At 48.9% G+C, this 14,907-nt stretch carries 6 protein-coding genes; 5 read left to right on the top strand and 1 reads right to left on the bottom strand.

What is annotated here, in order from left to right; genetic code table 11:
* Window positions 1-187 precede the first annotated feature (187 nt).
* Entirely contained in the window at window positions 188-937 is a 750-nt protein-coding gene (gene lepB, locus D2E26_RS05760; RefSeq protein WP_125963748.1) for a signal peptidase I, read from the top strand.
* Between the two features lie 90 nt (window positions 938-1,027).
* The gene (locus D2E26_RS05755; RefSeq protein ID WP_125963747.1) at window positions 1,028-1,849 is read left to right on the top strand and encodes a ribonuclease HII; all 822 of its coding nucleotides are present in this window, start codon (window positions 1,028-1,030) and stop codon (window positions 1,847-1,849) included.
* Window positions 1,850-1,986: 137 nt separating this feature from the next.
* Here D2E26_RS05755 and D2E26_RS05750 read toward each other — a convergent pair whose 3' ends face one another.
* On the bottom strand, window positions 1,987-2,928 hold the full coding sequence (locus tag D2E26_RS05750; protein ID WP_125963746.1) for an AEC family transporter: 942 nt from the start codon (window positions 2,926-2,928) through the stop codon (window positions 1,987-1,989).
* Between the two features lie 337 nt (window positions 2,929-3,265).
* Between D2E26_RS05750 and dapE the strand changes: the two genes are divergently transcribed.
* From dapE to D2E26_RS05735, 3 genes are all read left to right on the top strand, one after another.
* Window positions 3,266-4,453, top strand: a complete 1,188-nt coding sequence (gene dapE, locus D2E26_RS05745) for a succinyl-diaminopimelate desuccinylase (protein WP_125963932.1) — start codon at window positions 3,266-3,268, stop codon at window positions 4,451-4,453.
* A gap of 324 nt (window positions 4,454-4,777) precedes the next feature.
* Window positions 4,778-9,457: a PA14 domain-containing protein gene (locus D2E26_RS05740; RefSeq protein WP_125963745.1), complete on the top strand. Its 4,680-nt coding sequence runs from the start codon at window positions 4,778-4,780 to the stop codon at window positions 9,455-9,457.
* Window positions 9,458-9,979: 522 nt separating this feature from the next.
* On the top strand, window positions 9,980-14,506 hold the full coding sequence (locus D2E26_RS05735; RefSeq protein ID WP_125963744.1) for a PA14 domain-containing protein: 4,527 nt from the start codon (window positions 9,980-9,982) through the stop codon (window positions 14,504-14,506).
* The last annotated feature ends 401 nt before the right edge of the window (window positions 14,507-14,907 follow it).

Below are 14,907 nucleotides of genomic sequence, written 5' to 3'. Positions count from 1 at the left end.
CCGGGTTTTCTTTTTATTTTTTGATTTTATTTATTTGTATTTCTGTTATTTCCTCTGTGAGTTTGATACGTTAGAAACCAACGTGTTCAATATTTGATAGGGTTATGCTCATTGTCAGCTCACGCGTCGCTGATATGTTGCGACGACGTATTTTTTCGACGCCCAAAGTGTAGCCCGAGGAGGAAGTATGGATTCGCAGAACCAGCCTCAATCTGCTAATGAACAGCCAAGACTTGATGCAACGATGCAGCCAATGGCGGCTGTAACGGGGGATGTTGCACAAGCTGCTGCTGAGGCTACGCCTACGAAAAAAGACGATAAAGATTTCGGCTGGAAAGACTTATTACTCTGGTGCGGTATTCCGATCCTCGTGATGGTGCTGCTGCGCATCTTTGTGGTCGGCATGTACGTTATTCCATCAGGCTCGATGGAAAACACGATTATGCCGGGCAATCGCGTCATTATTTCTAAGCTCACGCCAGCGCTAACGCCAGTGCAGCGTGGTGACATTATCGTATTCAAGGATCCTGCAGGATGGCTTAGGAATGAGCAGTCTGGCATGGATTCCGACAACCTGATTAAGCGCGTTATTGGTTTGCCTGGCGATGTTGTGGAATGCGATGGCGGCGGTGCGCCAATCAAGATTAATGGCGTTGCTATTAACGAGTCGTCATATATTAAGCCGGGCACCGAGCCAAGTATGTTCCCGTTCAAGGTGACGGTGACGCCAGATCATCTGTTTGTACTCGGCGATAACCGCAATAATTCCTTGGATTCGCGCTATCACCAAGACGATGGTGATCACGGCTTTGTGCCAATATCGGATGTGAAGGGCGTAGCGTTTATGCGTTACTGGCCACTTAATCAGATCAGCACATTGACCTCGCATCACGATGTGTTCGCCAATGTGCCAAATCCGGGTTCGTCTACGAAGTAAGCGAATCTAGGCCTATAAGACGTTGTGCTATGTAGTACATATTGTTTGTACTACATAGCATTTTTTCGATGAGTAAAGCTGAAGTAATTTATGCCCTCTGTGGTTCCTACGCTTGAGCTGGAGCAAGAGCTTGCAGCACAAGGCTTTGATGCAATTGTTGGTTTCGACGAAGTCGGTCGCGGCTCGCTTGCCGGTCCGGTTATGGTCGGATGTGTTGCAATCTGGGCACGCGATCTACCAAAGCTGCAAGTGCCAGCACATGTGGCTGATTCCAAAATGCTGACGGCTCGTCGTCGTGAAAACATGCTCGAAGACCTAGAGAACTGGGTAGCTGCATGGGCTGTTGGTCAGGCTTCGAATCATGAAATCGATGAGTGGGGTATTTCGCATGCGTTGGGTATCGCGGCTTTGCGCGCACTAACTCATGTAGAGCTACAGCTTGGTGCACGTGGTTCTCAGGTGCCTGATGAAACGCAGATTGCAGCACATGGCAAGCTCGATTTGGCAACTGCTGCAAGTAGTGCAACTGTATCTGCTTTACGTGCGGGAGAAGAAACTGCTGCAGCGGCTGATGCTTCCGCAGATGGTTTGCCTCTGCGTATTGGCGCCATTCTTGATGGTCCATATGACTACATCACGAAGGCAGTCTCTACCTTTGAGGCTCCTGATGTGCCAATCCCACCACATGTGGTGACGAAGGTGAAGGGCGATCAGCATTGTGCAACTGTTGCATCGGCTGCCGTTATTGCCAAGGTGATTCGAGATCATCTGATGATGCAGCTTGCCGAGCGCCCAGAATATGCGCCATACCAGTGGGCTTCAAACAAGGGCTATGGATCCAAGGCGCATCGCGAAGCCATTGCAGCTTATGGTCCATGCGACTTGCATCGTATTACGTGGAAACTGAGCTGATTCCCGTCTCGTTTCACGTGAAAACCGTCGGTTTTCACACTGGCGTAGGACTCAGGTTGGCGTAGCACTCAAACTAGCTGAGCGGCAGTAGCAGCCAGTGTGTTTGGTTTCGTTGAATATGCTCGCTGGCACTCATACTAGCTCAGCAGTAGCGCAATAATCGCAATGCTGATTGGGCTCAGTATGGTGCTGATGAGTACGCTATCTCGTGCCAGTGGCACTGAGGCTTTGTACTGATATGACACGTTAAACACGTTCTGCGCACTTGGTAAAGCTGCGAGCACTACGCATCCATAGAGCACTGGACCGCGGAATCCGAGTACAAAGTAGGCGAGTAGGAATGCCACAACTGGCATAATTACATTCTTGATTGCAACTACGGCATACACCGCTTTATGCGAGGCTTGCTGCATTGGTTTCGATCCGTGTATGGACATACCAAATGACATCAGCACAAGCGGAACGGCAGCGCCGCCAATTAACGATGTAGTTTGGCTAAACACTTCAGGCACAATATTGCTTCCAACTGAGGCAGAAATCAGAGAACAAATAATGCCGAGTGAAGTGCCGATAACCATTGGCTGACGCAGCGGACTGGTTAACGCGCGCTTGAGTGACGAACGGCTGGAGGTGAGGCCGTCGAGCGTTGCCAAAACGATCGGCATAAACAAGCCCTGCTGAATAAGTAACAGTGGCGCAACCAAACTGGCGTTGCCAAGAATGTAGGTAGCGACGGGCAGGCCGATGTTATTTGCGTTGCAATAGAACGAGCCGAACGCGCCAACGGCGGTATCAAGCGGCTTGAGTCGCAGCGCAAAGTGACCCACAACAATAAACAGCGCGCTGGCGGTAACGGCGGAACCAAGCGCTACAACAATCGACAAATCGAACACATCGCCAAGCTGCTGACGAGACATCGCAGAAAACAGTAAGCACGGATTCGCAACATAGAACGCCATGCGATTACACACATATTGAGCCTGCGCACCACCGATATGGAATCGAGCGCACATGTATCCAACGCCAATAATGAGGCCAATTATGGCAAAGCCTTGCATGGCATGTATAAAGCCAGACATGAGCCTCTCCTTCTCGCCTTCTTGGACGCGCAGTGCCGGATCTTGCTGCTGGATTTTGCGGTGCTGGCTTTACGGTACTGGAAATCACTTTTGAACACTGAAACTATGTCATTTTCGGAATTTGCTGTGTCAATGGGTGACGGAAATGCTACACAGCCCAGCGCGTTCCTGATACTCTATGCGTAACTTGAAGGATCCGCATGTACAGCAGGCAAAGGTGAGCTGAACACAGCAGACCGCAGCCGCTGTAACTGCAGAAGTAGAAGGCATGTCCATGAACACAGAACGGCACGAATTCGCACAATCTTCGTACGCGCCTCTCACTGTTGACGTCACTATGCCACGTCAGCAAGCGCTGAACTCGATCATGGAACAAATTATGAGCGTCTATTCGGTTAGCGACAACGAGGGTCCGCTCACCGACTTAGTTGAAGATTTTCTTGAGCAGCAGCCACATCTCACGGTGCGCCGTCATGGCGATACGCTCGTTGCCTCTACGAATTTAGGATTGCCAAAGCGCGTTATTATTGCGGGTCATCTCGATACCGTGCCCGTTATTCAGAACTTCCCGCCGCGTTGGCTCGAGCCGGGCGATCCAGCAATTCGCGAGGATGTAGCCAAAGGCCATGAATTTGAGCGCGTGATGTGGGGTAGAGGCGCCACTGATATGAAGGGATCGGACGCTGTATTCCTTTATATGGCCGCTGCGCTGACGAATCCTCGAGTTGATATTACCTACGTGTTCTACGATCACGAAGAAGTTTCGGCTGAGCAGAACGGTTTGCGCAAGGTTGTGGAGGCTCATCCGGACTGGATTCAGGGTGATTTCGCGATTATTGGTGAGCCTACAGACTGCGGTATTGAGGGCGGCTGTAATGGCACGATGCGCTTTGACGTTATTACACACGGTATTGCCGCGCACTCGGCTCGTTCGTGGATGGGTCGTAATGCAATTCATGACGCTGCTCAGGTGCTGAACCGCCTCAACGCTCACGAGAACCGCGCGATTGAAGTGGACGGTCTCGTCTACCAGGAAGGCCTCAATGCCACGCTGATTTCTGGTGGTGCGGGTACGAACATTATTCCTGACGAATGCCGCATTCACGTCAACTATCGTTTCGCTCCTGATAAGACGCTGGCTGAAGCCAAGGCGCTGATGTTTGGTGAAGAGACCTCGGCGCTCGCGGCTGAGCATGCGTATCCGCATCTGGGTAACGGCGAGCAGCTCGCGTTGGGTGGTGTTTTTGAAGGTTTTGGTATTGAGATGCGAGATGAGTCGCCGGCCGCTCGTCCTGGTTTAAAGAATGAGATTTCGGCCTCGCTCGTTGCTCTTGTTAAGGAGCGTTTGGGTGCCGATTCTAAGCCAAAGTTGGGTTGGACTGACGTCGCACGCTTCTCGCAGCTCGGCATTCCTGCTGTCAATTTGGGTGCAGGTAGCCCGCTGCTCGCTCACAAGCACGACGAGCAGCTTCCTGAGTCTGACCTCTTACTTATGGCAGACTTGCTGATCGACTGGCTTTCTTAAGTAAATTATTTATTTCTGCCTAATTTCTCAACAGCTGCGGCCCAAGGGCTCGCAGCTGTTGGCATTCTTACCATGCGTAGGTGTAGCCGTGCATATGAAGCGCTTCAAGTATTGCAATATAAGCGATTTAGAGTTCTTATAGTGGATGCGATATTGCATGTTTAGGGGGAATTGAGTAAATTTTAATTGGTTAAAAAGATATTGCTCAGAGCAATGACGTGTAACGAGTTGAGAAGACAATCCTTGGTTTTGCTGTTGGGGCAGCCATACCAATTTGGAGGATAGCGCAGAGAACTACCGTTCCCGGGGGAGAGAGGGGTATCGGTGATGAAGAAGACGTCGAAGCGAGTCGCGGGTACTCAGACGGTGCTTACTGGTCGCGATGTGAAGACGCGAGTAAAGAAGTGGTGTGCACGAGCGTGTGCATCGCTGGTTGCTGTGTGCATCGGTGTTGCTGCTGGTCCTGCATGGGCTATCGAATCTTCTGCTCGAGCCGATTACATGAATGCGTTCAAGAGCTTGATCGACTTAGCGGATGCAAGAACCGTTACTGAAGATACTGGCAATACGATGCCAGGTTCACCAATCGATGGTGCAACGAATACGCTTGGCGAGGTGAATTCGCCTACTGATGCTGGTGGCTCCAACCATACTGGTCCGGGAACTGGCACTGGCACAACTGACACTGGTACAGACGCTGAACCAGGCACTGGCACGGAACCTGAGCCTGGCACTGGTACGGACGATGCTGATGTCACTGATCCAGCAGATGGTGAGACAACTGACGAGAATCCTGCAACCAATGATGATTCGAATCAGGAACAAGCTGATGCTGATGCTGAGGCAAAAGCCAAGGAAGATGCTGCAACAAAATTAGGTACTACTAAGGCTCCCGCAAAAAGCAAGGCACAAGCATCCAAAGCGCCTCGCGCCGACGATACGGATCCGGTGTATACGCTAAAGACTGATACGCTTTCTCCAACAAGTGCCACCATCAATCTGTTTGATTACTGGGATGATGACAAAGGTAGTGGCGAGCCAGACCCTGGTGGCGGACAAGGCGGCAGAAATAAACTCGAAGCCATTAACCGAGGTCATGCGCTGAGGTTTATCCGTAGCGGCGGTGGCGGATGGGGACTGGCCAATCAATACACTGGTGGTAAACAAGTTCGGCCAGGACTTGTGGCGAAGACGCTGGATTATGGCTATCCACGCTTATCTGGCGATGTCAGCCTGTTCCCTACTGGTTCCAATACCACAGAGTCATTGCGTTACTTATTCGACCCGAATTGGATGCCTAATACAGGTCGACAGGTATATGCCAATGTGAAGAACTTATTCTCTTCGAACGATGGCTATATGACGTATAACAGCCGTGATAGTTTCGCGGAATATGATAAAGCTACGCGTTCATTCAAGGTTTATAACCAAGCGGTGAAGTGTAACCGCAACGGTGATGACGGTCAGTTCTTCCCATTCACCACGCCAGAAAATGTTGTTGCAAAACAGCAAGAAAACTCGGGCTGCCAAGCTGGTGATCTTAATCATTTCTTTGGCATGAATATTTTGGCTAACTTTGTGCAAGCCAATGATGGGTATACCGATGCGCATCACGATAAGCACACGACGTTTGAATTCTCTGGTGACGATGATGTGTGGATCTTTATTGATGATGTACTTGTTGCTGATCTAGGTGGCATTCATAGCGAAGCGTCGGTTGTTATCGACTTCGTTACTGGTGACGTTTCTATTAACGGTACGAAGTCGCATACATTGCGTGATGCATTCACCGAGGCACATCGCCAAGATATGCTCAAAGACTGGGACGCGAACTCTAATACGTTCCCTAATGACACACGTCACTTGCTGAAGTTCTATTACATGGAACGCGGTCATAACGAATCGAATATGAATATTCGTTATAACCTCGTTGATATTCCGAAGACCGCTATCTATAAGGTCGATCAGTATGGCGATCCTTTGGCAGATGTTGCCTTCGCAACGTATCGCGGTCGTCAGCAGGAGCTGTCAACGGGCAAGCTGGGTCCAGTTGAGTATCTCAAAGAAGGTACGACGGATGACTATATTACTTGGCCACACAATGCACATGTTGATGTAGAAACTGGCATCGTTTATGCAAGTGATACGCCTGATGCGCCGATACTGTTTAGGCCAACGTATGTAGCGAAAACTGACCAGTTCGGTGAGATTCTCTTTGCCAATGAATATGGAGCGTACTCCATTGACGATCTGAAGAGAATTCTGGGCGATGAGTTCGTATTGCGTGAACTGGAAGTGCCAGATGGTTACCGCACAGTGGCTGATGAAGCCGTGCTGTATTTTGCAGGTGAATTGCTGCAGTCGAAGGATCCGTATGGTACTGGTGTGTGGTCGGCGCCAAATTCGCTGGTGACGGCTACCAACAGCTTGTATCTGGTCAACGCTGATGGTTCACATTCGTTGGAAGAGTACTACACGCTTCGCAACGACGGCGAATATAAGTCGAGAGGTACGTTGTTTGCCGTTGTGCAGAAGCGCAACGGTGCTCAATGGAGCAACTTGCATGTTGATGGCAACTGGACGCCAGTGTATGGCAACGCTGATGCTGGATACACGGCAATGCCGTCAACGATGGATGGCGTTATTTCTACGGCAAAGCATCAAGATGGTATTGAAGGCGGTGTGAAGTATGGCGCTCCTGTCTTCACTCCTCGAGTGAACGGTATGCAGGCAAACCTGCAGAACTTGCCTGGCTTTACCACGCAGTACTACACCTATGTTGAGCAGACTTATTTCGATGGTGATTCAAGCAGGGTTGCTGCAGTTATTGATGAGTGCAGCAGTTTCGCAAAGGATTACAACATGAAGTCTTGTAGCACAGCCATAACCAAGGGCTTGGCTACGCAGGATCAGCTCAATGCGCTCGATAGTGTTGAGTATTACGTGGCGTACTACTGGACTGATGGATCGTTGGCTGATGCAACGTCTGCGAATACGAGACGTGTGCATTCTCACCGAAATTCGATGCCTGACCTTGGTCCAGATGAGTTTATGGGCTTCAACGTGAAGTGGGGCTCAACAATCAAGGTTCCTAATGCAGAGAATCGCTTGATTGTGCAGAACCATGTGTACGACAAGGCGCCTATGCATACTGACGGCCAAGAGGCTAATCAGCCATATATTGGTTCGTGGTTCGCTATGTATAGCGTTGGTGAAGCGAAGCAGGGCGATAGCACTGGTAAGCATGTCATGTTCTATTGGGCTACCGATAGCAGCGGGAATCAGGTTCCTATTTATCTGAATCCTGATCCTAAGCGAGATGGTCTGTTGACTGATGCTGCATGGATTGTGGATCCAGTTACGGGTCAGCAGAAGGAAGGCACTGAGAAGGGCATATACCGTATTAATCAAACTATGCCTGAAGACCAGAATTCACCTGGTGCACATGGTGGTGATATTACGGTCACGATTAGTGGCGAAACCTATAGCATCCCTGTGGCTCGTAATGCTGAAGGCAAGCGTTGTGTAAAGGCAACGGCGGCTCATGATGATCCTCAGAATCCAACGAATGAGGATGGTGCTATTTACTTCTCGAAGTTGCTGACTGGTGAATATGCAATGCGCCAGATCACAGCACCGTTGGATGCTTCGGGCACACGGTACGGCATTAACATTGCTGAAACGAAGATTGTGGTTGCTGATTCGGCTATTTATGCCAATGCTGGTGGTGATCGCAATGGTGTGCTTGTGGGTAACGGTGCAGGTTACTTGGTGAAGTCGCTGAACATGTTTGCTTCTGATGACGATGTTGATGAGACATTGCGTTGGATTGCACTCCTGCTGCGCACGAATACAGCACAGGCGTTTGCTGACTTCGAACAATTCGTATCATCGGAAGACTTCGATAATGCTCCATATGGCACAGAGAGTGACCCTGCACGCCGTAAGGGTATTGCTACGAAGACTACGGATGAACGTTCAAAGGCAATGGCGACCTATCTGGTCTACTCGCCATCCTCGAAGGCCTCATTCTTTGACTATGTGGCAAACGAGGATCAGAACGAGAAATCTGGTGATATATCACGTCAGTCGACAATGGGTATGGGCATAGGTGAAGGCACTATTCGCCTCTATGCCGACGATGGCTGGAGCAAGGTTGATATTGTGCAGGATTATGACTTCGGCTACGCCACAACGAAGCCGCATACGAATTATGCCAATATGAACGGTCGCGATCTGACTGGTTTGTTCTCGAACTCAACGTTCGTGGATTACTACAATTCGCCACCGAACGGTCCTGCAATTTTCAAGGTGAAAGCAGGAACTGAGAACTACGACGATAATGATCACGCATTGCTGGGGTATAAGACCTTGCTTACCGGTGCTACGTTCCGTGTTTCACGTGAATTCGATGTGCTTGATGAAGCAGGTAATCCGACGGGCGAGAAGGAACGTCGTTACTACTCGCGTATGGGCGCTCCAACATATGAGTTCTACTGGCAGCCAGATAAAGCGAATGCTTACACATTCACCTCTGACGCGAGCGGCATGGTCTGGCAGAACATCATGCTGCAGCCATATGAGGAAGCAACGAATGTGGATTACCGTCTTGAAGAAGTTAAGGCGCCAATCGGCTACCGTCATATCGCGGATTCAATTGACTTCCAGCTGTACAACGTAACGAGCCCAGATACTGGTGTTACAGATGCATCGGTAACAATGATCCGAATCACTGGCGTACATGGTGAAAGTGAAGAGGATATTAAGGATGGACTTGTTGCAGCTCGTACTTCCCCAGATGGTATGAGGCTGTATGTTGGCAACGCAGTTGGATTTGATATTCCACAAGATGACTATGTGGTACTGCCAGATACTGGCGGTGAAACCGCCTGGCCATTAACTGCACTAGGAGCGGCGCTCATACTGCTTGCTCTGAGTGGTGCCAAGATTGTGGAGAGGCGTTCGCAGCAGTCTAGAAATAAAGACAGGAAAGAAAAAGGTTGATCAGAAAACTGACTGTAGGATAGTAGGCTACTGAACGCAGTATCTCGACTAGATTGTTGAGGTACTGCGTTCTGCTTATCTGTCTAATTTCTTGCCGAAATTCGCTCTCATTATTGTTCCCAGTATTTCGTTTGTCCATCTTTCTTAATTAAAACTATTCTTAATGTCTAATTACGGGATGGCTGTAGCGTAAAGTCTGCAACCATTGTCATCTAGGTGGCAGTAAGCATTACGCACTATATGGCGCCGTTTATTGGACCTTAAATCGATCGTTTAACATATCAAATTTCAAAAAAACATTGCGTGTTGTGGACAAAATGTTGTAGTTTTGCTGTGTTGAACATTCGCTCAGAGCGATAATGCAATGAGCTTTTTGTGCAGGCCTCAATGAAGAAGCACGGTTGCACAAATGCCAATAGAACATCTAACGATTTATCTCTATTGCAACTTCAATTCAACGATGGACATATGGTTCGCCAATCAATGGGGAGAAGAGCCATTGAATCGCCGAAAGGGGCATGGGTGATGGAGAAGAAGTTCAGACCGAATGCGGGTGCTAATCGGGGGAACAATGCTAGTAATAAGCAGCATCGCGGCGTTGCATGGTTTATGCGTGCAACGGCTGCTTTTGTTGCGCTAGTGATTTGTACAACTGTTGCTCCTGCCTACGCGGAGGAACTGGAGCCAGCCCCAAATCCATATGCAGATCTCATTATTGACGCAGATGCATTACAAGAAGAGGTAACCGAAGAAACAGAGGCTACCGATGAAGCTGATGCAACTGACGAGGCTCAAGCAACAGAAGAGTCGGATACGAAGAAGGATGCTCCTACTGCGTATGCGAAGAAGGATGCTGCTGCAAAGAAGGATGCTCCTGTAGCTGCGGCTGCTCCAAGGGTTTCTCCTGCTGCAGGAGAGGGCTATACAATTAAGCCAGATACGTTATCGCCTACAAATACCACGATCAACATGTTTGATTACTGGGAGGTAGCCACGTATACCGATGCTAGTGGTCAAAAGCATGATGGTCGTTTGGCACCAACTCCTGGTTGGGACCACGGTGGCCCTACTAATAGCAATCAGGCAATTAATGCTGGACATAAGCTGAAGTTTGCAAGAAATACCAGTAACAATAATTGGGGAACAGCAAATCAGTACACCAATAGTAAGGATGTTAGGCAAAACATCGTTCAGAAGACCATGGACTATGGTTTCCCAAAGCTATCGGCAAATGACGGCACCATGTTCCCTAGGGATGGCGTAGAACAAGAATCTTTAGCTTATTTGTTCGATCCAGAGATGCCAGATTTTGATGGTCGTATGACGTTTGCGAATGTTCAGAATCTATTGTCAGCAACATCTGATGGCTATTTAGAATATGACAGCACAAAAAATGCTGCATGGCTTGATGAAAGCACTAAGACTTTTAGGGTCTATAACGAGTCGGCAACGTGCTCGTCTAATGGTCAGTTCTTCCCATTTAATGATCCTAATCTTGTTGAAAGTAAGCGTACTGAGACAAATGGTTGCCAAGCAGGTGATTTGAATCACTTCTTTGGTATGAGCCTTACTGCTAACTTCTCACAGCGTAATGGTGGATTTACTGATGCGAATCGTTCAAAGCATACAACATTTGAGTTCTCTGGCGACGATGACGTTTGGGTGTTCATCGATGATGTGCTTGTTGCCGATCTTGGCGGTATTCATGGTGCAGCTACGGTCAGCATTGACTTCGTGACAGGAGAAGTGCTAATCAATAACAGAATCGGTAACATTCCGAATCATAATACGACGATTAAGGATGCTTTTATTGCTGCAAATAATGCTCAAGGGGCTAGATCTTGGAAAACGAATACATTCCCGAATGATACGCAACATGTGTTGAATTTCTACTACATGGAACGTGGTAGTGGCGAATCCAATATGCATATCAAGTACAACCTTATTGATACGCCTGTGACCTCGATTTACAAGGTAGATCAGTACGGTGATGCTTTGGCTGGTGCTGTCTTCGCGACTTATAACGGACGTCAGCAGCAGGTTGCTAAGGATAAGCTTGGTCCAATTGAGTATCTGGAAGAAGGTACTGGCAACTATGTTCAGTGGCCTAGCAATGCCTATGTTGATGTAACTACTGGCAATGTGTATACAGACGCATCCAAATCAACATTGCTCTTTAAGCCTACGTATAGGGGCGTGATCAATTCATCTGGTGAATTCCGGTTCGGCACTAATCTTGGCGATTACTCAGTTGAGGATCTTAAGGGCATACTCGGTAATGAGTTCATTTTGCGTGAGATTTATGTTCCGGAAGGTTACCGTACGGTATCTGATGCAGCTGCACTATATTTTACTGGTGATTTGCTGCAGTCAAGGGATCCGTATGGAACAGGTGTGTGGTCTGCACCAAATACCTTGGTGACTGCAACGAATACGCTGTATTTGATTGACGAAAACGGCGGACATAGAAGGCAGAATTACTACACGCTGGATAGCAATGGTACTTACCAAACGAACGGAACGCTGTTCGCTACTGTGCAGAAGCGCAATGGTGCTGCTTGGAATAATCTGCATTCCAGCGGTATTTGGACGCCAATGTATGGCAATCCAGATACTGGTTATAAGACGGAGGAGAGTACGCTCCAGGGCGCGATCAATGCTTCTAAGCATCAGGCAGGTGTATTCAGTGCTGATGAGGGAGCATATGGTGATCCACTTTTTATTGCGCGCGCTAATGGTATGCAGGCAAATCTTGCAATGCTACCTGGCTTTACTACGCAGTACTACTCGTATGTTGAAGAGCAGTACTTTGGCGGCGATTCAAAGAAGATCATCGATGTAGTACGTACGTGCAGCGAGTTTGCTCAGACCTACGAAATGGCGAAGTGTAAAGCAGCTATCGACAGTGGTAAAGCTACGCAGGTGCAGCTTGAGGCCCTTGATTCCGTCGAGTTCTATGTCAGCTATTTCTGGACTTCCGCGGATTCTCTAAGGGGAGCGACTCCAAGTAATACATGGCGTGTGCATTCACATCGAAATTCAGTGGATGAACTTGATACAGATGAGTTCATGGGCTTTGATACCAAGTGGGGTTCAACCATTAAGGTGCCTAATGCTGAGAACCGCTTGATTGTGCAGAATCACGTTTATGACGAGGCTCCACAGCGTACTGACGGCCAAGACGATAGCACGCCTTATGTGGGTTCCTGGTTCGCTATGTATAGCGTAGATGAGGCTAAGAATGGCACGATGTTCTATTGGGCCATACCTGAAGGGGGGACTGAAGAGGATAAAGTAGCGGTCTATTTGAAGCCAGATCCAAAGCGAGGCGGTATTTTGACCGATGTTGCTTGGCTTGTGAATCCTGCTACTGGTGAGAGGCGTCCTGGCACAGGAGAGGGTGTATACCGCATTCTTACTGATACAACGGATGAGCAAACACAGCCAAATGGCGATATTAAGGTCGAAATTGATGGCATGACTTACACGGTTCCAGTGGCTAAAAATGCTGAAGGTAAGCGTTGTGTAAAGGCAACCGCCGAAGCTGCTGATCCGCAGAATCCGACGTACGAAGACGGTGCTATTTACTTCTCGAAGTTGAAGACTGGTAAATATGTAGTGCGTCAGATCACTGCTCCAGTTAATAAGACGACTGGTGTTCGCTATGGCATTAATATTGCTGAGTCGAAAGTAGTTGTTACGGATACAGCTATTTATGCCAATGCTGGCGGTGACCGTAATGGTGTGCTTGTCGGCAATGGCGCAGGCTACTTGGCTAAGACGCTGAATATGTTCGCATTTGAGGACGATGTCGATGAGACATTACGTTGGATTGCAATACTGCTGCGTACCGATGGCTCGCAGTCATTTGCAGCTTTCCAGAACTTCATTTCGTCGAGCGATTTCAAGACCGCACCATATGGTTCGGAAAGTGACGCTGCACATCGTCCAGGTATTGCAAGACAAACTACAACTGAGAAGCATCTAGCTATGACTTCGTACTTGCAGTTCGAGCCGTCATCTCCTGACTCGTTCTTCGACTACGCAGCGAATGCAGATCAGAACCCGCAAGGCGCTGAATTCAATCGTCTAGATGAAAATGAAGGTACTGGAACCGGTATTGGTGAAGGTATGAAGCGCCTGTACGCTGATGATGGCTGGAGCAAGTTAGAGATTATTCAGGACTTTGGCTTTGGTGATTGGGCATCAGCTAAGCACACGAATTACGCTGATCTGCGAGGCCGCGATCTTGTGGGCTTGTTCTCGAACTCTACGTTCGTGGATTACTACAATTCGCCAACGAATGGTCCTGCAATCTTCAAGGTGCTTGAGGGTACGGATCGTTATGTCACCGATGAGAATGATAATTTCGTTCTCGATGAGGATGGTAATAAGCAACTGATCGGATACGATACGACTCTCTCTGGTGCAACGTTCCGCGTCTCGCGTGAAGTCAATGTGACTACTGAATCAGGCGAAACTCAGAAGCAGCGTCTCTACTACTCGAATATGTGCGCAACAAGCGATGACGGTAGTGAAACCTGTGAATATGATTGGCAGCCAAATAGGTCCCAGGCCTATGTGTTCAGGTCCGATGATATTGGCATGGTCTGGCAGAACATATTGCTGGAACCTTATAGCGGTAATGAGGGTGGTATTCCTCAGCCGATTGACTATCGTCTTGAGGAGATTAACGCTCCAGAAGGATATCGCCACATTGCCTCGTCCATTGATTTCCAGCTGTACAATGAAGCAGATCCAGTTAATCCTGGTGTGTTCGATGCTTCGGTGACGAAGATAAGGGTCACTGGTGTCAATGGTGTGAGCGCAGAAGATGCAGATCTGTTGCCAGCACAAGTCACCGATGATGGCATGCGACTCTATATCGCTAATGCTGAAGGCCAGGATGTTCCACCAGATGATTTCGTGCTTCTGCCGAACACGGGTGGTCGCATCCCTTGGGAAATTATTGCCCTCGGACTAGCTCTGATGGTAATTGCAGTGAGTGCTATGAAGCTGGCCCAAAAACGATATCAGCAGCATGCGTGAAGGCTTACGCTGACACCTTGACTAATGTCTCCGTGCACATGCAATATAGTGGTCAGCGGTACTGCAAACCGCTGGCCATTCGGAGGCGTTGATCCCCTCGAGGCGGAGCACTCAGGAATAGTTGCGAGGCTCCCCCGAGCGATGGTGTCCGCTTTCGCATGATGTTGACTTTTTGGATTGCCTCCAATAGGTGCCCTCCGGTGAGAGCGTGGGGCACATTGGAGCTAGGACAGTGCGGCATGATTGCAGCGTGCTGCAAGGAGCTTTGCACTCGTGACTTCCCAGAATTCCCCGACCCCTTCGACCTCACAATCTAAATCCGCGAAAGCTGCGGCCGACTCTACTTCTGATGAAAACGCTGCTGCTTCAACAACTCCTGCACGTCGCCGTCGCGGTGGCCG

The sequence above is a fragment of the Bifidobacterium dolichotidis genome (assembly GCF_003951975.1).
In the GTDB taxonomy this organism is placed as follows: Bacteria; Actinomycetota; Actinomycetes; order Actinomycetales; family Bifidobacteriaceae; genus Bifidobacterium; species Bifidobacterium dolichotidis.
The sequence above is the reverse complement of the archived record's forward strand: the minus strand, read 5'-3'. Positions and strand labels throughout refer to the sequence as shown.